Origin of the sequence: Bartonella sp. AC10YNML (assembly GCF_042196825.1) — a bacterium.
Lineage (GTDB): Bacteria > Pseudomonadota > Alphaproteobacteria > Rhizobiales > Rhizobiaceae > Bartonella.
Window position 1 is genome coordinate 14463 of record NZ_JBHIRA010000018.1, and the last position, 19623, is coordinate 34085.

Sequence of the window (19623 nt, forward strand, 5' to 3'; positions counted from 1 at the left end):
ATCCTCTTTGCCACGCATGGAGTCAATTTAATCAAAGAATGGAATATTTGTTCAAAAAAATTGAGAAAAAATGACTGTATATTTAAAAACTCAAACAAATAAAAACAGAAAAAATCTTAAATGAAAAAAATTATAGATGAAAAAACGCTCCATCAAATGGCTTCATCGCTCTCTGTATTTTCTGAACCTGCATTTTCTAACAATTCAATGGCAATCAAACCAGCATTTTGGCGCAAAGCTGCTTCAATTTCTGTAGCAACTTCCGCATGTTCACGTAAAAACTGCTTTGCATTTTCACGCCCCTGTCCTAAACGCTGAGAATTATAAGAAAACCATGCACCAGATTTTTCCACAATACCAACCTTAACACCCAAATCAATCAATTCACCTACTTTAGAAATGCCTTCACCATAAATAATATCAAACTCAACCTGTTTGAACGGAGGTGCCAATTTATTTTTCACCACTTTAACACGCGTCTGATTACCAACGATTGCATCCCTATCTTTAATAGACCCAATGCGACGAATATCCAAACGAACAGAAGCATAAAACTTTAAAGCGTTTCCCCCTGTTGTTGTTTCAGGCGAACCAAACATCACCCCAATTTTCATGCGAATTTGATTAATAAAAACAACCATACAATTAGAGCGAAAAATCGCTGCTGTTAATTTTCGCAATGCTTTACTCATCAATCGCGCTTGCAATCCAGGCAAAGCATCCCCCATTTCACCATCGATTTCCGCACGCGGTGTTAAAGCTGCAACAGAATCCACAACAAGCACATCAACTGCACCAGAACGAACCAACGTCTCTGTAATTTCCAATGCCTGTTCACCAGTATCTGGTTGAGAAATGAACAAATTTTCTAAATCAACACCAAGCTTACGCGCATAAATAGGATCAAGTGCATGCTCTGCATCAATAAAAGCACAAATCCCACCACTTTTCTGTGCCTCAGCAATAGCATGGAGAGCCAATGTTGTTTTCCCAGAACTTTCTGGTCCATAAATCTCAACAATGCGCCCCTTGGGTAATCCACCAATCCCTAAAGCAATATCCAAGGATAATGACCCTGTTGGAACTGTTTCAATTTCAACAACCTGCTCTTTTTGCCCAAGACGCATAATCGAGCCTTTACCAAAAGAACGTTCAATTTGTGAGAGAGCAGCATCGAGAGCTTTTGTTTTATCCACGACTATATCCTTGACCGATTCATAAATAATCTAACACTTAAATTTTACACTGTACTTTTAATTTAACTAAAGTCTTGAGTTTAGATTTTCACAGACTATTTGCATTCCTATCCCCACCTTATGTCCATAACATACCATGAGCATCACAATAAAGAATTGGCATTGCTTATCTTATGACACAAAAAATAAATTCTAATAAAACAATACTTCCTAAGAGAGCAAGTTAACACATTTATATCTCTCTAGAAAAGGAACAATTTAAATTTCAACACAATGTTCTATAGCCCTTCTGCTTATCCCTTTGATTAAATACTTGAGAGACTAAAAATTCTCCCGCTATTGATCACATAAAAACGCATCATCAATTAAAATCACACCATATTGCATCGAAGAACAAAACGCCATTGTGTTGCATATTCATACACTTAATTTAAGAAACACCTCTCAAAACTTCCAAGCTCACTTCGTGACAACACCTATGAATGTGGTATACTGTAAGACTTTTTGACGCCACCATCTTTACACTATAGAAGGAGAAAGCTGGCACCATCACACTATTTATCATCCCCTAAGGTTGCCACAGCTCTCGGCATTTGAGACGATTCATAAGAGGAATTTTTAGTCCTTTCTTGTACGGTTTTTATCACACGCTAATCCTGCTTGTAACATGTAACCGAATAACTTGATTGCTTCAACAAATAACAGACTTGGGATGAGAGAAATTTACGGTATTTGAATACTTTCATTCAACTTACGAAACAGTCAATTATCATTATAAGTCAATATATTATTTAATAAAAACCAAAAAAAATAAAGCAGCTTAAAAGTTGAATGACATATTTAAATTTGAAAAAATATGCAATTATGAAGATATCATAAAAAAATCTCTACAAGCAATGCAATAAATGTTTAAAATATAAACTAAATTTCTCATATAATAACATAAGAGATAAAAAATAAATCTGAGATTAATAAAAAACATATTTCAACTCAAATTTTATTTTGATCTTTACGTTTTTTGCGCAACTGTTGCCACCACTCAAGACGTTTCACAATTTCACGCTCAAAACCACGCTCAACTGGTTTATAATAACTCTGACGCCCAAGTTTTTCGGGAAAATATTCTTGTCCTGAAAAAGCGTCTGGTTCATCATGGTCATAACAATAACCACTTCCATACCCTTCTTCTTTCATAAATTTCGTAGGAGCATTAAGAATATGCTTAGGGGGTGGTAAAGAGCCATTTTTGCGCGCACAACGCAGTGCTGCTTTATACGCAAGATATGCTGCATTTGACTTTGGCGCAGTTGCAACATAAAGACATGCTTGCGCCAAAGCCAATTCTCCTTCTGGTGATCCTAAATAATCATAGGCATCTTTTGCTGCATTACAAATGATAAGAGCTTGAGGATCCGCCAAACCAACATCTTCAACAGCCATACGAACCAACCTTCGCCCAATATAGAGAGGATCTTCACCAGCATCCAACATACGTGCCAAATAATAAAGCGCAGCATCAGGATCAGATCCACGAACGGATTTATGCAACGCTGAAATGAGATTATAATGCCCATCTCGTCCTTTATCATAAATGGGCGCACGACGCTGAATAATTTTTTGCAAAGCAACAACATCAAGAACCTCTCCCAATGGTGCAATAGACCAAACTTCCTCTGCCAATGTTAACGCAACCCGCGCATCACCATCAGACATCTCTATCAAAGCGTCTCTGGCATCATTATCCAAGGGTAGACATGTTCCCTCAACTTCTTCAGCACGCCTCAAAAGCAGGTTCAAACTTTCATGATCATGAGAAAGAAATGTTAAAACACGTGCACGCGAAAGAAGGGCAGCATTCAGTTCAAAAGAAGGATTTTCGGTTGTTGCGCCTATAAGTACCACAGTACCCTCTTCCATCACAGAAAGAAAACTATCCTGCTGAGCACGATTAAACCGATGAATTTCATCAACAAAAAGAAGTGTTTTATCCCCAGATATAAAACGCCTCTGCGCAACTTCAAAAATCTTTTTAAGTTCAGAAACTCCGGTAAAAATAGCAGAAACCTGCTCAAACGCGAAATTTGTTTCAAGGGCTAACAAACGTGCAACAGTCGTTTTTCCCGTCCCTGGAGGTCCCCAAAAAATCATCGATCCAATTGAGCCAGTTGCCGCCATACGTGAAAGCAAACCATCCTCTCCAATCAAATGCTTTTGTCCCACAACATCATTGAGAGAACAAGGGCGCATTCTTTCTGCAAGTGGCTGATTTTTATTAACTTGAAAATCAAACGACGAAGTAAAAAAATCTTTCTTCAAAAAAAACCTCAACGAATAAATTGGCGAATATACATACCATCACGTTCATATTCCAATTGCCACATATTTGAGCGACCTTGCATAAGAACCTTTTTCAATTGATGAACTGTTTGAATTTTATGGCCATTTACAACACGTAGAATATCTCCTGACTGAAAAATTCCAGCTGCATTGCTCATTTCCTCAAGATTGGTAATCACAACCCCTTTTGCAGATATAGGAAGATGAAAACGTCGACTATTTTGAGGTGTTAAATCTAACACCTCAGCACCAGCAAGAGGACTGTCACCCGTAATTTTTTCAGATTTTAAAAATGCAGTTTCTGATATCGATGAAACTGTTATTTGTGTTTTTAAAATTTTTCCACTTCGTAAATATTCCAAGGCAAGACTATGCTCAACGTCAGCTGTCATCAAACGATACCCAAGACTATCTGGACTGTCAACGCGTACCCCCTGCACACTCAAAATAACATCACCTACTTTCAATCCAGCTTTTTCAGCAGGACTATCTTTGATAACTTCAATAATCAGAGCACCATAGGGACGTTCTAAACCTAAACCACCAGCAATATCAGGTGTAACATTTTGAAAAGAAGCACCAATATAAGGCGGCACAAAATATTTTCCACCGCGTTTAACAGTATCAAGCATCACTTTTACAAGATTAACTGGAATAGCAAAACCAATCCCTACAGAACCACCCGAACGCGAATAAATAGCCGTATTAATTCCGATTAACTGACCTTTCATATCAATTAAAGCGCCACCAGAATTCCCTGGATTAATGGCTGCGTCTGTTTGAATAAAAAAGTCAAAATCAGAAATCCCAACACGTGTACGCGCTTGCGCTGAAACAATACCACTTGTAACTGTTTGACCAACACCAAAAGGATTACCAATAGCAAGAACAAGATCACCAACTTCAACAGCATCAGAATTTCCCAAAGAAAGAACTGGAAATTGAGCATCTTTTTCCTTAACTTCAAGAATTGCAATATCAGTCGCTTCATCTTTGAGCACGACCTTACTCTCAAACTCCCGCCCATCAGAAAAAGCCACTTTAATTTCGCTTGCATCTTTAATGACGTGGTAATTTGTAACGATCAAACCACGTGCATCAACAATCACCCCTGACCCTAATGACGATTGCTTACGAACAGGAAATTTATTTTGAAAACGACCAAAAAATTGCTCAAAAAATGGATCGCCTTCAAAAGGTGATCGTGCTCTAATTTGTCGAGCTGCATAAATATTTACAACAGATGGAACTGTCTTTTTAACTAAAGGAGCAAATGAAAGGGTGATTTCTGTTTGTGTTTGAGGGATATGAGCATATACATGATCAAATGATATCTGCATCATAATTGCAAAAAAAATCCGCACCCAAAAAGAATACCTCATAATCCACTCCTTTAAAATCAGCACATTCTGTTGAAGATTAATAGAATAAAAAAACACATCCCCGCAAATTAAGGACCTCTATTAATATTTCATAATAGAGAATAAAAACAACCTATTTGAACAATAAATATTATAAAAATAAAATAATTCAATATTCTATAATTTTCTCTCTGCACCTATTTCTCAACTAAAACAAACTTAAAAATGCTCACAAAAAAACCGCCCAAGACAAGGCGGCCTTTAAAAATTCAACAGAATAAAAAAACTTTACGAAGAAGTTTCCTTTTCATTCTCAGAAGCCTCCATACGAATGCGATCCCCAGCCCCTTTCGCTTCGACATCACGATCAACAAATTCTATAACAGCCATGGGCGCATTATCACCGGTACGAAACCCCGCTTTCATAATACGTAAATACCCACCGTTGCGTGATGCATAACGTGGCGCAAGCGTATCAAATAATTTTGCAACTTTTCCTGCATCACGAAGTGCTGCAATTGCTTGCCGACGCGCATGCAAACCACCACGCTTACCAAGAGTAACGAGTTTTTCAACAATAGGACGAATTTCTTTAGCCTTTGGAAGCGTTGTCACAATCTGCTCATGCTCGATCAACGAAGTTGCCATATTTGCAAACATCGCTTTACGGTGACTGGCAGTACGGTTCAACTTGCGTCCTGACTTACTATGGCGCATAAGCCCTCTCCTTAAATTCTAATTCTAATATTGATCTTCATAACGTTTTGCAAGATCATCAATGTTTTCAGGCGGCCACGCAGGAATTTCCATCCCAAGATGTAAACCCATACACGCCAAAACTTCTTTAATCTCATTCAACGATTTGCGACCAAAGTTCGGTGTCCGAAGCATTTCAGATTCTGTTTTTTGAATCAGATCACCAATATAGACAATATTATCATTCTTAAGACAATTTGCCGAACGAACTGAAAGTTCTAATTCATCCACTTTTTTGAGAAGTGCAGGATTAAAAGAAAGCTCAGAATCAACCTCTTCAACAGGCTCCTTCTGTGGTTCTTCAAAGTTAATAAATAACGATAATTGATCCTGAAGAATGCGTGCTGCAAAAGCAACAGCATCCTCACCATTAACAGCACCGTTTGTTTCAATCGTGAGCGTTAATTTATCATAATCGAGAACTTGACCTTCACGTGTATTTTCTACTTTATAAGATACCCTACGGATCGGTGAATAAAGACTATCAATTGGAATAAGCCCTATACGCGCATCATCAGCACAATTACGATCAGATGGAACATACCCCTTTCCTGTGTTGACAACAAATTCCATGCGAATTTCAGCATCTTCATCAAGAGTACAAATAACATGATCTGGATTTAGAATTTCCATATCCCCAACTGTACTGATATCTCCCGCTTTCACGACACCAGGCCCCTCTTTATAAACAACGACACGTTTAGGCCCTTCTTCTTCCATACGAAGCGCAATTTCTTTTATATTCAGAATAATATCCGTAACATCCTCACGCACACCTGGAATCGATGAAAACTCATGCAAGACACCGTCAATCTGCACAGCAGTAATAGCAGCACCACGAAGCGAAGATAACAACACGCGACGAAGCGCATTTCCTAACGTTAAACCAAAACCACGCTCAAGAGGTTCAGCAATCACACTTATAATATTTGGATTATCATGTGCACATGACTCAACCTTATTGGGTTTAATAAGTTCCTGCCAGTTTTTCTGGATCATATTTTTATTCCCGTTCTTTAGTTCCGTTACCATTCAATCGTAACGACCAATGTGAACATCAGAGAAATCTCCGACAACAAAAAACAACACCCAATTAAACACGCCGCCTTTTCCGCGGACGACATCCATTATGAGGAATTGGTGTTACATCGCGAATAGAAGTAATGACAAAACCAACAGATTGCAATGCACGTAGAGCAGATTCACGCCCTGATCCAGGTCCACAAACTTCAACTTCCAAAGAACGCATACCATGCTCTTGCGCTTTTCTTGCACAATCCTCCGCAGCAACTTGAGCAGCAAAAGGTGTCGATTTACGCGCACCTTTAAACCCCTGAGCTCCCGCAGATGACCAAGCAATTGCATTACCCTGAGCATCAGTAATAGTAATCATTGTATTATTAAATGTTGAATTAATATGCACAACACCCGATGAAATATTTTTACGTTCGCGACGACGAACACGTGTGGCTTCCTTGGCCATAATTTCCCTTTCAACGATCTCATCACTGCCGTAACATCAGCAGCTCCACCTTTTTTCCTTGCCAAACAAATCAAACAAGAAAAAGAATATATAAAAACCTTCCACAAAGGCCCTTATTTCTTCTTACCGGCAATTGCCTTAGCAGGCCCCTTACGCGTACGAGCATTCGTATGCGTACGCTGTCCTCGGACAGGCAAAGATCGACGATGCCGCAATCCACGATAACAACCAAGGTCCATCAAACGCTTAACATTCATAGCCACTTCACGACGAAGATCACCTTCAACTTGATAGCCCTGATCTATCGCCTCACGAATCTGCAGCACCTCAGCATCTGAAAGCTCATGCACACGACGCCCCAAAGGAATGCCAACTCTTTCAATAATTTCTTGAGCAAATTTTGGTCCAATCCCGTGGATATATTGAAGCGCAATAATTACACGCTTATTTGTCGGGATATTGACGCCAGCGATACGAGCCACGCCTACTCTCCTTAGTTATGTTGACAAATTTTTATAAAATACCTGATATACCTTACAGAAAAAAATAGACTCAGAAAAAAATTCTTCCGAATCCTATTATTTCACTAAAATAAATTAGATTCACTTTTGATAGATTTCATCTCAAAAGTCAACTCTTTTCATTTATTTCTAAAAAAAATCTCATGAAAGAAACCCTCTAATCATACGTGTCACTTCAGCAACACCAATCATTCCATCAATAACCTTCAACATTCCCCTCTCTGAATAAAATTTTGATAAGGGAGCCGTTTTTTCACGATATTCTACTAATCTTTTTGCAAAAGCAACAGGATTGTCATCTAAACGAACCTGTCCACCAACCGCTATTGTTTCCTCAACGCGCTTCTTCATACGTTCAATCAACACGTCTTCATCAACACACAACTCAACAACAGCATTAAGCTGCATATTTTTTGAATCGAGTATCTGTTGCAACGCTTCTGCTTGCCCCACAGTTCGCGGATATCCATCCAAAACAAAACCGTTTACACAATCAGCTCCATCAATCCGATCTGATACGATTTGATTAACAATACTATCAGGAACCAAAGCACCAGAACTTATAATAGCTTTAGCTTTTTTACCAGTATCCGTTTCTTTGGCAATCACCTCACGCAACATATCCCCTGTTGATAAATGAGGAATGTTGTATTCCTCAGTCAACATTTTTGCTTGTGTTCCTTTCCCCGCTCCAGGAGGACCTAAAAGAATAACCCTCATCGATTCCTTCTACCTCCACGAAGTTTTGATTTTTTTATCAACCCTTCATATTGGTGAGCAACAAGGTATCCCTGAATTTGAGCAACTGTATCAAGTGTGACAGTAACAACAATCAACAAGGACGTCCCCCCAAGATAAAAAGGTACCTGTAATGCAGATATCATAAATTCAGGCAACAAACAAACCAAGATGATATAAAGTGCCCCCACAACAGTAATACGTGTCAAAACGTAATCAATATATTGGGCTGTGCGTTCACCTGGACGAATCCCTGGAATAAAACCAGAATGTTTTTTCAACTGATCTGCAGTATCACTTGGATTAAACACTATCGCCGTATAAAAAAAGCAGAAAAACGCCATTAAAAATGCATAAACGATCATATAAAGTGGCTGTCCATGACCAAGAGAATAAGAAATAGCCTGAACCCATTGTGGCATTTTATCAGAAAAGTTATTAATAGTAGCTGGTAATAACAATAAAGATGAAGCAAAAATAGGTGGAATAACACCAGCAGTATTCAACTTTAAAGGAAGATGCGACATATCGCCTTGAAACATTTGATTACCAACCTGACGCTTCGGGTACTGAATAAGAATTCGCCGTTGCGCACGCTCTATAAAAACAATAAGTCCGATAACCAAAATAGCAATAAGGACGATCCCTATTAAAAGAAAAGTTGATAAATCAGCTTGGCTATGAGCTGTTAAAAGCTGAGCAAAAGTAGAAGGAAAGTTAGCTACAATTCCTGTAAAAATGATGAGAGAAACCCCATTACCAACACCGCGTGACGTAATTTGCTCGCCAAGCCACATGAGAAACATTGTCCCACCAACAAGTGTAATAACAGAAGAGATACGAAACATCAGACCTGGTTCTAAAACAATTTGAAGCCCTGTCCCTATACCGCTTTCAAGCGCAACCGCGATACCGAAAGCTTGTAGAATTGCCAATACAACTGTTACATAACGCGTATACTGATTAATAACCTTACGACCTAATTCCCCTTCTTTTTTAAGAGTCTCCAAAGAAGGAATAATAGATGTTAACAACTGTACAATAATAGATGCTGAGATATAAGGCATGATACCCAGCGCAAAAATCGCCATACGCCCAACAGCACCTCCTGCAAACATATTAAAGAGTCCTAATACACCTGATGCATGATGTTCAAAGGTCTGCCGTAAAGCATCAATATTAATACCTGGAAGAGAGATATAAGTGCCAAAACGATAGACAAGAAGTGCCGCCAAAGTAAACCAGATGCGTTTCTTTAATTCAGTTGCACGCGAAAAGGTACCGAAGTTTATATTGGAAGCAAATTGCTCTGCTGCTGATGCCATAAAACGTCTCCACTTCACACTCCAGTTCTTTAAATCACAGAAGTATAACCCTAAAACTCATATCTTTATACAAGAATAAATGCGGAACTTAAAAAATTCCACACAAAACATTTTGCAGAATATATATAACCCTTCTTCAGATCTCTACTCATATCAAAAAAATTATTGAACAACATCAGGAAAAATAATCTGACCACCCACTTTTTCAACTTTAACACGAGTAGCTTCTGAAGCTCCAGAAACATGAAAGATAATCTTAGCTTTCAAATCACCATCAGAAAGAAGACGAACCCCGTCCTTTTTACGACGAATAATACCAGCCTCTTTCAAAGCAATCATATCAACAGGCTTTTCAATATCCAACTTTCCTGCATCAACGGCTGACTGAATACGTCCCAAAGAAACTTCATTATAGGTTTTGGCGAAGAAATTCTTAAATCCACGTTTCGGTAAACGACGATAGATAGGCATTTGCCCACCTTCAAAACCATTAAGGGAAACACCAGAACGTGACCTTTGTCCTTTGACACCGCGACCACCAGTCTTACCAATACCTGAGCCAATACCTCGTCCAACACGCTTACGATTTTTTGTTGCGCCTTCGCAATCACGCAGTTCATTGAGTTTCATATCTAATACTCCTGCAACCCTTAATCTTCATCTATAACGCGAACAAGATGCCGAACCTGAGCAATCATACCCCGTACACAAAGTGTATCTTCTAAAACACGCCGCCGACGCATCTTATTTAATCCAAGCCCTTTTAAGGTTGCACGCTGAATCTGTGATTTTCGAATAGGGCTTCCAATTTGCTCTACCATCACAGTTTTACCACTCTGAGATTTTTTTTGAACCATTTCCTAATTCCTTTTCTGATAATCTCAGAAACTACCCTTCTACATCAACTAAATGGCGACGACGCGCCTGCAAAGTTGAGTATTTTATACCACGCTGAGCAGCAATATCTCGAGGATGCATTTGATGTTTCAATGCATCAAATGTTGCACGAACCATGTTATAAGGGTTCGAAGATCCTAATGATTTTGCAACAACATCCTGCATACCAAGAGCTTCAAAAATAGCCCGCATCGGCCCTCCAGCAATAATCCCAGTACCCGCAGAAGCTGAACGCAATAAAACACGCCCCGCTCCGTGACGACCTTCAAGATCATGATGCAATGTGCGTCCAGACCGAAGCGGAACATAAATCATCCCACGCTTTGCAGATTCCGTTGCTTTACGAACAGCTTCCGGAACTTCACGAGCTTTACCATGACCAAAACCCACACGCCCTTTTTGATCCCCAACAACAACAAGAGCGGCAAAACCAAAACGCCGACCACCCTTTACAACTTTAGCAACACGATTTATATGAACAAGCCTATCGACAAATTCATTATCGCGTTCTTCTCTCTCACCACGTTCTTTTTGTGCCATTCCTCATTCCTTTTTCTTTTCCGGAAGCACGATAATAAAGCTCCTCATCAAACCAGAAGAACCTAAACGAAACACTCTAAACTCTCCTTACACATTCATAAAGAGGAAAATTTAGAAATTCAAACCACCTTCACGAGCAGCTTCAGCCAAAGCCTTGACACGACCATGGTACACATAGGCTCCACGATCAAAAACCACGTCACTTACACCAACTTGCTTCGCACGCTCAGCAATTAACTTACCAATAGCGAAAGCGGCTTCTTTATTAGCACCACTCTTTAACGATTTTTTCAAATCACTTTCAAGAGTAGAGGCTGAAACAAGTGTACATCCCCGCAAGTCATCGATAACTTGAGCATAAATGTTCTGATTTGAACGATAAACACTAAGCCGAGGACGATCATGAGAAACCATTTTAATTCTACGACGAACACGCCTCGCACGACGTTGGATAATGTCCTTAGATGAAACCATAATACAAAATCCTTATTTCTTTTTACCTTCTTTACGGAAGATACGTTCATCTGCATGCTTAACACCTTTACCTTTATAAGGCTCAGGCCTACGATACTCACGAATCTCCGCTGCAACTTGTCCAACTTGCTGTTTATCAATTCCAGAAACAACAATTTCCGTTGGCTTAGGAACAGTCACAGTCACACCCGACGGAACTTTATAAACCACATCATGTGAGAAGCCCAGAGATAGTTGGACATCCTTACCCTGCAAAGCAGCACGATAACCAACCCCATTAATCTCCAATCTCTTTTCAAAACCATCTTTCACACCACAAAAAATGTTCTCAATCATTGAGCGCGACATACCCCATTTAGAACGCGCGTCTTTTGACTGATCCCGCGGCATAACTGATATGATATTTTCCTCAAGTTTGACCAAGACTTCATCATTGACGACGTAACTCAGCTCACCTTTTGGACCTTTTGCCTTAACCAGCTGACCTTCAACAGTAGCAGTAACTCCAGAAGGAATTGAAATGGGTTTCTTTCCAATACGAGACATTGTTCTAACCTACTTTTTCTTCCGTTTTCTTGACATAACTTAGAAAACACGACAAAGGAGTTCTCCACCAACATTCTGTTCACGCGCTTCATGATCCGCCATAACACCTTTAGGAGTCGATAAAATCGAAATACCTAAACCATTTGCCACCTGCGGAAGCGACTTAGCGGAAACATACACACGACGACCTGGCTTTGACACACGTGAAATCTCACGAATAGCAGCCAACCCTTCAAAATACTTCAACTCGATTTCAATTTCAGCTTTTCCATCACCTAAATCAACGCGATTATATCCCCGAATATAACCTTCTGACTGCAAAACATCAAGAACGTGTGCACGAAGCTTCGAAGCCGGAGTAACCACTTTGCCTTTTTTACGACCAAGTGCATTACGAATACGTGTTAACATATCACCAAGAGGATCTGACATAGACATTGAATAATCTCCTCTTACCAACTAGACTTTACAATACCAGGGATATGGCCCACAGAGCCAAGTTCACGCAATGCAATTCGCGACATTTTTAACTTACGGTAATAAGCCCGTGGACGACCTGAAACCTCACAGCGATTACGAACACGAACTTTTGCAGAATTACGTGGCAATTCTGCTAATTGAACGGAAGCTTTAAAGCGTTCTTCAAGAGAAACCTTCTGATCCATCACTATTGCTTTCAAACGTGCACGACGTGCAGCATAACGCTTCACCATCACCTCACGACGTTTATTTTTTTCAACGGCACTTACTTTGGCCATAATTTCACCTCGCTACGTTTGCCGTTACGAACGAAAAGGAAAATTAAAAGCACGCAATAGTTCACGAGCTTCATCATCCGTTTTTGCTGTCGTACAAACGATAATATCCATGCCCCAAATTTGATCAACTTTATCATAGTTAATTTCTGGAAACACAATGTGTTCTTTAATACCCATAGCAAAATTGCCACGACCATCAAAGCTTTTTGGATTTAAACCACGAAAGTCACGAACCCGCGGAAGAGCAATCGTAACAAGACGATCTAAAAACTCAAACATACGATCTTTACGCAATGTAACTTTAGCCCCAAGAGGCATTCCTTCACGAACCTTAAAGGTTGCAATAGAATTACGTGCACGCGTAATAACGGCCTTCTGTCCTGTTATAAGTCCTAAATCCTCAGCAGCAAGGGAAGGCTTTTTCGAATCAGCAGTCGCTTCACCTATCCCCATATTTATCACAATTTTATCAATCCGCGGAATTTGCATCGCATTTTTGTAATTAAACTTTTCTTGAAGTGTTTTACGGATCACTTCAAAATAATGCGCTTTCATACGCGGTATTTGTCTTTCCTCAGCCATTAATCAACTCTCCCGAACGCTTGGCAAAACGCACTTTATTACCATCTGCATTCATACGAAAACCCACACGTGTAGGCTTACCATCTTTAGGATCAGCAATCGCCAAATTAGACAGATGAATTGGAGCTTCCTTAGAAATAATTCCAGCCTCTTGCTTCTGCGTTTGACGTTGATGACGTTTAATCATATTAACCCCACGAACAAAAGCCTTATTATCTTTCGGATTAACCTTAATTACTTCACCACTACATCCTTTATCCTTACCGGATAAAACAACAACTTTATCACCTTTTCGAATCTTCTGCATAACATCTACTCCTTACAGCACTTCAGGAGCGAGAGAGATGATCTTCATATGATTCCTACCACGCAATTCACGAGGAACAGGTCCAAAAATACGCGTACCGATCGGCTCTTTTTTATTATCCACTAAAACCGCAGCATTACTATCAAAACGAATGACACTACCATCTGCGCGACGAATATCCTTAGCAGTACGAACCACAACAGCTTTCATAACATCACCTTTTTTAACACGGCCACGAGGAATTGCATCCTTAACCGAAACAACAATAATGTCACCGACCGAAGCATATTTCCGCTTTGAACCGCCTAACACTTTGATGCACATGACACGACGCGCTCCAGAATTATCAGCAACGTCGAGGTTTGTTTGCATCTGAATCATGACTGGCCACCTTCTCTTAACACATATATCCGATTGTATCTTTTACACACTCGGATTTGCCTGCCAAATAACGATAAAGTTATCGCCTTCAAATTTATCAATGATAACCACACTGTTAAATTCTAAAACAATAAGCTTAACTCATTACGCTACATTGTCTTTTACAACAATCCAACACTTATCTTTCGAAATTGGTCTAGATTCTTGAATAGAAACTTGATCCCCAATCTTGAATTGGTTGTTTTCGTCATGCGCTTTATAATTTTTAGACTGCCGAACAGTCTTCTTAAGAAGCGGATGAGAATAACGGCGTTCAACTTTGACAACAACAGTCTTATCACTTTTGTCGCTAATAACAACACCCTGCAAAACGCGTTTAGGCATCTCTTATTTCCTTAAACCTTACTTTCACTTATCTTTTGACGAAGAAAAGTTTTAATACGCGCAATATCACGACGAACTTGTCTAACGCGCGCAGTCTTTTCTAATTGACCTGTTGCTTTTTGAAAACGCAAATTAAATTGCTCTTTCTTTAACTTAGCCAATTCATCTTTCATTTGGTCGAGCGTTTGCGCCCGTAATTCTGTGGCTCTCATCGCTTAACCTCATTATTCAGCAATACGCTGGATGAAACGCGTTTTTATAGGCAACTTTGCAGCACCCAATCTTAGTGCTTCACGTGCAACATCCTCCGGAACGCCATCAAGCTCAAACATGACGCGCCCAGGAGCAACACGTGCAGCCCAATAATCAACACTTCCCTTACCTTTACCCATACGAACTTCAGTCGGTTTAGATGTAACCGGAAGATCTGGAAAAATGCGAATCCACACACGACCAGAACGCTTCATATAACGTGTAATCGCACGACGCGCCGCTTCAATTTGACGAGCAGTAACCCGCTCCGGCTCAACAGCCTTCAAACCGTAGGCACCGAAATTCAAATCCGTACCACCCTTCGAAAAACCGTGAATACGGCCCTTGAACTGTTTACGGAACTTTGTGCGCTTTGGCTGCAACATTGTTCTCTACTCCAAAATTTAGTTCAATCTCAAAAACTAAGCATTTTCGCGGCGACGATTCGATGAAGAACCAGATTGATCAACTTCCGTAGCACGACGTTCTGAAGCCATCGGATCATGCTCAAGAATCTCACCCTTAAAGACCCAAACTTTAATACCACAAATACCATAAGCGGTCTTAGCTTCTGCTGTACCGTAATCAACATCAGAACGCAAGGTATGAAGTGGAACACGACCTTCACGATACCATTCCATACGAGCAATTTCAGCACCACCAAGACGGCCAGAACAATTGATACGAATACCTTCCGCACCAAGACGCATAGCAGACTGAACAGCACGCTTCATTGCACGACGAAAAGCAACACGACGCTCTAACTGTTGAGCAATTGATTGCGCAATAATTGTCGCATCAATCTCCGGTTTACGAATCTCCACAATATTCAATGAAGTTTCAGCATCCGTCATTTCTGAGAGTTTATGACGAAGCTTTTCGATATCAGCACCTTTTTTACCAATAATCAAACCAGGACGTGCAGAATGAATCGTAATACGACACTTTTTATGGGGACGCTCAATAACGACCTTAGAAATAGCCGCCTGTTTAAGCTCCTCAAGCACATACGAACGAATTTTCAAATCTTCATGAAGAAGACGTCCATATTCACCACTATCAGCATACCAACGAGAGTCCCAAGTCCGATTAACACCAAGACGAAGTCCTATTGGATTGATCTTCTGACCCATTACGCGGCCTCCACTTTTTCGGTAACTTCACGAACAATAACAGTAAGATGCGAAAATGGACGTTCAATTCTACTCGCACGCCCTCGACCACGAACATGAAAGCGCTTCATCACTATCGACTTACCAACATAAGCTTCCGCCACAACAAGCGAATCAATATCAAGATCGTGGTTATTCTCTGCATTTGCAATTGCTGATTCAAGCGTTTTTTTCACAGTAGCAGCAATACGCTTGCGTGAAAACATCAAATCAGCGAGTGCGACATTAACTCTTTTACCACGAATCATTGCAGCAACTAAATTAAGTTTCTGCGGACTAACACGAATTGTCCGTGTGACAGCTCTTGCTTCATTATCTTTAAGTTGGCGCGAAACTTTAGCTTTTCCCATTCCTACTTCCTCTTTGCTTTTTTATCGGCACCATGACCATAATAAGTCCGGGTAGGAGCGAACTCACCAAACTTATGCCCAACCATCTCTTCAGAAACAGAAACAGGAATGTGCTTATTACCGTTGTAAACACCAAAAGTTAAACCAACAAATTGCGGCAAAATAGTAGAGCGACGACTCCATATTTTTATAACTTCATTGCGCCCACTTGCACGTACCTTCTCTGCTTTACCAAGAAGATAGCCGTCAACAAACGGACCTTTCCAAACTGAACGAACCACTTCAGACTACCTTTCTCATTTCTTGCGTTGATGACGCGTACGCATAATAAACTTATCAGTGGCTTTATTAGAGCGCGTACGCTTACCTTTCGTAGGTTTACCCCAAGGAGATACTGGATGGCGCCCCCCTGATGTACGACCTTCACCGCCACCGTGTGGATGATCAACGGGGTTCATAGCAACACCGCGAACATGTGGACGCTTACCACGCCAACGTGACCGACCTGCTTTACCATCATTAATATTCCCATGATCAGGATTTGAAACAGCGCCAACAGTTGCAAAACAGCTACTGGGAACCAAACGCTGTTCACCAGAATTTAAACGAAGAATAGCCATACCATGATCTCGTCCAACCAACTGCGCATAAGCACCTGCTGAACGTGCAATCTGTCCGCCTTTTCCTGGCTTCATCTCAACATTATGAATAATTGTACCTACAGGCATACTAGCAAGAGGCATAGCATTACCCGGCTTAACATCTACATTTAAACCAGCCATAACAGAATCACCAACACCAAGACGCTGTGGTGCAAGAATATAACTCAATTGCCCATCCTCATAACGGATTAAAGCAATAAAAGCGGTACGATTAGGATCATACTCTAAACGCTCAACCTTTGCTGAAACATCACGTTTAAGACGCTTAAAGTCGACAAACCGATAACTACGTTTATGTCCACCACCCTGAAAACGAGCAGTAACACGACCGCGATTATTACGCCCACCCTTTGAAGACAAACCTTCAGTTAACATCTTTACAGGTTTTCCCTTATAAAGGCAAGAACGTTCCACAATAACAAGCTGACGCTGCCCAGGTGTCGTTGGATTAAACTGCTTAAGTGCCATTATTCCTATCTCCGAGCCTCTTAAAGACCTGTCGAAACGTCGATAGTCTGACCACTGGCCAGAGTTACGATCGCTTTTTTGACATCACTCTGCCGACCAACTATACCTTTGAAACGCTTCACTTTACCCTTACGGACTATCGTGTTAACTGCTTTAACTTTTACGCTAAAAAGCGCTTCAACAGCAGCCTTAATCTCAGGCTTCGTCGCTTTCGGCGCGACATTAAAAGCAACTTGATTGTATTCAGAAATCATAGTCGCCTTTTCAGTAATAACTGGACTAATAATTATATCATAATGGCGAAGATCTGTCATTTAAAACGCTCCTCAAGAGCCTCAACAGCTGCTTTTGATAAAACAAGTTTGCTGCGACGCAAAATATCATAAACATTAATTCCCTGAATAGGCAAAATGTCAACATTAGGGATATTAGAGGCTGCACGAAAAAAGTTAATATCAATCTCCTTACCACCAATCAAGAGAGCGTTATTAAATCCAAGCTTAGAAAAATGAGAAACAAGCATTTTCGTTTTAGCATCCTTAACAGTCAACTCATCCACAATAATTAAATCTTTTGCTTTTAATTTCGCAGATAACGCAAAACGCAATCCAAGAGCACGAATTTTTTTAGGAAGATCATGCGCATGGCTACGAACCACTGGTCCATGTGCCTTACCCCCACCTCTAAACTGCGGTGCACGTGCAGATGAATGTCGAGCACGCCCAGTTCCTTTCTGTTTAAACATTTTTGCCCCTGTTCGCGACACATCAGAACGACCTTGGGATTGATGACTTCCCTGCTGACGACGTGCAAGCTGCCAACGAACAACACGTTGCAAAATATCCTCACGCGGAACAAGATCAAAAATAGCTTCAGAAACCTTTAATTTGCCAGCTTCATTACCATCAAGAGTTTTAATTACAAGATCCATTATTAGGCTCCCTCAACTTCAGAGGTTTCCGTCACCGGAGTAACCATTTCCGCTTTCTCCTTCACAAGACGGCGAATACCAGCAGGCTTTGGAGCATTATCAGGAAGACGCTTCTTCACAGCATCCCGTATCAAAATCCAAGAACCTTTAGAACCAGAAACAGCACCACGCACTAAAATTAAACCACGCTCACTATCAGTGGAAACAACTTCAATATTCTGTGTTGTTACACGCACTTGCCCCATATGGCCAGCCATTTTTTTGCCTTTAAAAACTTTACCAGGATCTTGGCACTGCCCTGTAGAACCATGAGCACGATGTGTGATAGAATTACCATGAGAAGCACGATGTCCACCAAAGTTATGTCGCTTCATAACACCAGCAAACCCCTTACCAATACTGGTACCAGTCACATCAACTCTTTGTCCTGGAACAAAATGTTCCACTGTAATCTCAGTACCAACATCAAGAAGATTGTCGGGACTCACACGAAACTCTGCTATTTTGGCTTTAGGCTCAACAGAAGCCTTAGCAAAATGTCCACGAAGAGCTTGTGAAGTATTCTTAACCTTAGCAAAGCCTACACCTAATTGAACAGCAGTATAACCATTCTTTTCAACTGTACGCTGAGCAACGACTTGACAATTCTCCAAACGAAGTACCGTCACCGGCACATGCTCACCAGCATCATTATAAATACGGGTCATGCCCAGCTTCTGTGCTATTACACCTGAACGCATCGGGTCTGTTCCTTCTGTCCTCAAACCTCAGAGCTTAATTTCTACATCCACACCAGCAGAAAGATCGAGCTTCATAAGCGCATCCACTGTTTGCGGCGTTGGATCAACAATATCAAGAAGACGCTTATGTGTTCGCATCTCAAACTGCTCACGACTTTTCTTATCGATATGCGGTCCACGATTGACCGTAAACTTCTCAATCCGCGTAGGAAGCGGAATGGGACCACGGACATTTGCACCGGTACGTTTAGCAGTCGATACGATCTCACGCGTCGACGTATCAAGAATTCTATGATCAAACGCTTTCAAGCGAATGCGAATATTCTGACTGTTCATGCTCTTTATTTCCCTGTTATACAAAGTGCCTTCAATAATCAAAGCACTCAACAAGCATTATTTATTCAATGATCTTAGAGACGATACCGGCACCAACAGTACGACCACCTTCACGAATAGCAAAAC

Annotated in this window: 30 protein-coding genes and 1 pseudogene; all 31 read right to left on the bottom strand. The window is 40.6% G+C overall.

The window, feature by feature from the left end:
• Nucleotides 1-152: 152 nt before the first annotated feature.
• Nucleotides 153-1196, bottom strand: a complete 1044-nt coding sequence (gene recA / locus ACFINA_RS08035; protein ID WP_375606702.1) for a recombinase RecA — start codon at nucleotides 1194-1196, stop codon at nucleotides 153-155.
• A gap of 990 nt (nucleotides 1197-2186) precedes the next feature.
• Nucleotides 2187-3512 carry a replication-associated recombination protein A gene (locus tag ACFINA_RS08040; protein WP_375615389.1) on the bottom strand — a complete coding sequence of 442 codons (1326 nt, stop codon included), beginning with the start codon at nucleotides 3510-3512 and terminating at the stop codon, nucleotides 2187-2189.
• Between the two features lie 8 nt (nucleotides 3513-3520).
• Nucleotides 3521-4915, bottom strand: coding sequence for a DegQ family serine endoprotease (locus tag ACFINA_RS08045; RefSeq protein WP_375606704.1), 1395 nt, complete (start codon nucleotides 4913-4915; stop codon nucleotides 3521-3523).
• Nucleotides 4916-5182: 267 nt separating this feature from the next.
• Nucleotides 5183-5611: a 50S ribosomal protein L17 gene (gene rplQ / locus ACFINA_RS08050; RefSeq protein ID WP_375606705.1), complete on the bottom strand. Its 429-nt coding sequence runs from the start codon at nucleotides 5609-5611 to the stop codon at nucleotides 5183-5185.
• A 24-nt stretch (nucleotides 5612-5635) separates the two neighbouring features.
• A complete protein-coding gene (locus tag ACFINA_RS08055; RefSeq protein WP_375606706.1) occupies nucleotides 5636-6649 on the bottom strand; it encodes a DNA-directed RNA polymerase subunit alpha in 1014 nt (337 codons plus the stop codon).
• 94 nt (nucleotides 6650-6743) lie between these two features.
• Nucleotides 6744-7133, bottom strand: coding sequence for a 30S ribosomal protein S11 (rpsK, locus tag ACFINA_RS08060; RefSeq protein WP_007347762.1), 390 nt, complete (start codon nucleotides 7131-7133; stop codon nucleotides 6744-6746).
• 113 nt (nucleotides 7134-7246) lie between these two features.
• The gene (gene rpsM, locus ACFINA_RS08065; protein ID WP_026500557.1) at nucleotides 7247-7615 is read right to left on the bottom strand and encodes a 30S ribosomal protein S13; all 369 of its coding nucleotides are present in this window, start codon (nucleotides 7613-7615) and stop codon (nucleotides 7247-7249) included.
• 180 nt (nucleotides 7616-7795) lie between these two features.
• Nucleotides 7796-8374 carry an adenylate kinase gene (locus ACFINA_RS08070; protein WP_375606707.1) on the bottom strand — a complete coding sequence of 193 codons (579 nt, stop codon included), beginning with the start codon at nucleotides 8372-8374 and terminating at the stop codon, nucleotides 7796-7798.
• The gene (gene secY / locus ACFINA_RS08075) at nucleotides 8371-9717 is read right to left on the bottom strand and encodes a preprotein translocase subunit SecY (protein ID WP_375606731.1); all 1347 of its coding nucleotides are present in this window, start codon (nucleotides 9715-9717) and stop codon (nucleotides 8371-8373) included. The genes ACFINA_RS08070 and secY overlap by 4 nt, the downstream gene beginning before the upstream one ends.
• 162 nt (nucleotides 9718-9879) lie before the next feature.
• Complete coding sequence (gene rplO, locus ACFINA_RS08080; RefSeq protein ID WP_375606708.1) at nucleotides 9880-10347, bottom strand: 50S ribosomal protein L15; 468 nt, start codon at nucleotides 10345-10347, stop codon at nucleotides 9880-9882.
• A 20-nt stretch (nucleotides 10348-10367) separates the two neighbouring features.
• Nucleotides 10368-10574, bottom strand: coding sequence for a 50S ribosomal protein L30 (gene rpmD, locus ACFINA_RS08085; protein ID WP_375606709.1), 207 nt, complete (start codon nucleotides 10572-10574; stop codon nucleotides 10368-10370).
• Nucleotides 10575-10605: 31 nt separating this feature from the next.
• A complete protein-coding gene (rpsE, locus tag ACFINA_RS08090; RefSeq protein ID WP_005773287.1) occupies nucleotides 10606-11154 on the bottom strand; it encodes a 30S ribosomal protein S5 in 549 nt (182 codons plus the stop codon).
• Nucleotides 11155-11265: 111 nt separating this feature from the next.
• Entirely contained in the window at nucleotides 11266-11628 is a 363-nt protein-coding gene (rplR, locus tag ACFINA_RS08095; RefSeq protein ID WP_375606710.1) for a 50S ribosomal protein L18, read from the bottom strand.
• Nucleotides 11629-11640: 12 nt separating this feature from the next.
• Nucleotides 11641-12174, bottom strand: a complete 534-nt coding sequence (gene rplF, locus ACFINA_RS08100; protein WP_273791413.1) for a 50S ribosomal protein L6 — start codon at nucleotides 12172-12174, stop codon at nucleotides 11641-11643.
• 39 nt (nucleotides 12175-12213) lie between these two features.
• Nucleotides 12214-12612 carry a 30S ribosomal protein S8 gene (gene rpsH / locus ACFINA_RS08105; RefSeq protein ID WP_375606711.1) on the bottom strand — a complete coding sequence of 133 codons (399 nt, stop codon included), beginning with the start codon at nucleotides 12610-12612 and terminating at the stop codon, nucleotides 12214-12216.
• A 14-nt stretch (nucleotides 12613-12626) separates the two neighbouring features.
• Nucleotides 12627-12932 (bottom strand): 30S ribosomal protein S14, encoded by a 306-nt coding sequence (rpsN, locus tag ACFINA_RS08110; RefSeq protein WP_375606712.1) that lies wholly within the window; start codon nucleotides 12930-12932, stop codon nucleotides 12627-12629.
• 24 nt (nucleotides 12933-12956) lie between these two features.
• The gene (gene rplE / locus ACFINA_RS08115) at nucleotides 12957-13514 is read right to left on the bottom strand and encodes a 50S ribosomal protein L5 (protein ID WP_375606713.1); all 558 of its coding nucleotides are present in this window, start codon (nucleotides 13512-13514) and stop codon (nucleotides 12957-12959) included.
• Nucleotides 13507-13821, bottom strand: coding sequence for a 50S ribosomal protein L24 (gene rplX, locus ACFINA_RS08120; RefSeq protein WP_273760562.1), 315 nt, complete (start codon nucleotides 13819-13821; stop codon nucleotides 13507-13509). The genes rplE and rplX overlap by 8 nt, the downstream gene beginning before the upstream one ends.
• A 12-nt stretch (nucleotides 13822-13833) precedes the next feature.
• Nucleotides 13834-14202, bottom strand: a complete 369-nt coding sequence (rplN, locus tag ACFINA_RS08125; protein ID WP_004855715.1) for a 50S ribosomal protein L14 — start codon at nucleotides 14200-14202, stop codon at nucleotides 13834-13836.
• 144 nt (nucleotides 14203-14346) lie between these two features.
• A complete protein-coding gene (gene rpsQ, locus ACFINA_RS08130) occupies nucleotides 14347-14586 on the bottom strand; it encodes a 30S ribosomal protein S17 (RefSeq protein WP_012231991.1) in 240 nt (79 codons plus the stop codon).
• Nucleotides 14587-14597: 11 nt separating this feature from the next.
• The gene (rpmC, locus tag ACFINA_RS08135) at nucleotides 14598-14798 is read right to left on the bottom strand and encodes a 50S ribosomal protein L29 (RefSeq protein WP_375606714.1); all 201 of its coding nucleotides are present in this window, start codon (nucleotides 14796-14798) and stop codon (nucleotides 14598-14600) included.
• Between the two features lie 12 nt (nucleotides 14799-14810).
• Complete coding sequence (gene rplP, locus ACFINA_RS08140) at nucleotides 14811-15224, bottom strand: 50S ribosomal protein L16 (RefSeq protein WP_375606715.1); 414 nt, start codon at nucleotides 15222-15224, stop codon at nucleotides 14811-14813.
• 36 nt (nucleotides 15225-15260) lie between these two features.
• A complete protein-coding gene (gene rpsC, locus ACFINA_RS08145; RefSeq protein ID WP_375606716.1) occupies nucleotides 15261-15971 on the bottom strand; it encodes a 30S ribosomal protein S3 in 711 nt (236 codons plus the stop codon).
• A complete protein-coding gene (gene rplV, locus ACFINA_RS08150; protein WP_273791407.1) occupies nucleotides 15971-16360 on the bottom strand; it encodes a 50S ribosomal protein L22 in 390 nt (129 codons plus the stop codon). Before rplV ends, rpsC begins: the two co-directional genes overlap by 1 nt.
• A 2-nt stretch (nucleotides 16361-16362) precedes the next feature.
• A complete protein-coding gene (rpsS, locus tag ACFINA_RS08155; protein WP_004855734.1) occupies nucleotides 16363-16641 on the bottom strand; it encodes a 30S ribosomal protein S19 in 279 nt (92 codons plus the stop codon).
• A 15-nt stretch (nucleotides 16642-16656) separates the two neighbouring features.
• Complete coding sequence (gene rplB, locus ACFINA_RS08160; protein WP_375606717.1) at nucleotides 16657-17490, bottom strand: 50S ribosomal protein L2; 834 nt, start codon at nucleotides 17488-17490, stop codon at nucleotides 16657-16659.
• Between the two features lie 20 nt (nucleotides 17491-17510).
• Nucleotides 17511-17804 carry a 50S ribosomal protein L23 gene (locus ACFINA_RS08165; RefSeq protein ID WP_375606718.1) on the bottom strand — a complete coding sequence of 98 codons (294 nt, stop codon included), beginning with the start codon at nucleotides 17802-17804 and terminating at the stop codon, nucleotides 17511-17513.
• Nucleotides 17801-18421, bottom strand: coding sequence for a 50S ribosomal protein L4 (gene rplD, locus ACFINA_RS08170; RefSeq protein ID WP_375606719.1), 621 nt, complete (start codon nucleotides 18419-18421; stop codon nucleotides 17801-17803). Before rplD ends, ACFINA_RS08165 begins: the two co-directional genes overlap by 4 nt.
• A gap of 2 nt (nucleotides 18422-18423) precedes the next feature.
• Nucleotides 18424-19161 (bottom strand): 50S ribosomal protein L3, encoded by a 738-nt coding sequence (rplC, locus tag ACFINA_RS08175; RefSeq protein WP_375606720.1) that lies wholly within the window; start codon nucleotides 19159-19161, stop codon nucleotides 18424-18426.
• 27 nt (nucleotides 19162-19188) lie between these two features.
• Complete coding sequence (rpsJ, locus tag ACFINA_RS08180; RefSeq protein WP_005773267.1) at nucleotides 19189-19497, bottom strand: 30S ribosomal protein S10; 309 nt, start codon at nucleotides 19495-19497, stop codon at nucleotides 19189-19191.
• A 61-nt stretch (nucleotides 19498-19558) separates the two neighbouring features.
• A pseudogene (locus tag ACFINA_RS08185) lies at nucleotides 19559-19623 on the bottom strand (elongation factor Tu); the annotation flags it as partial.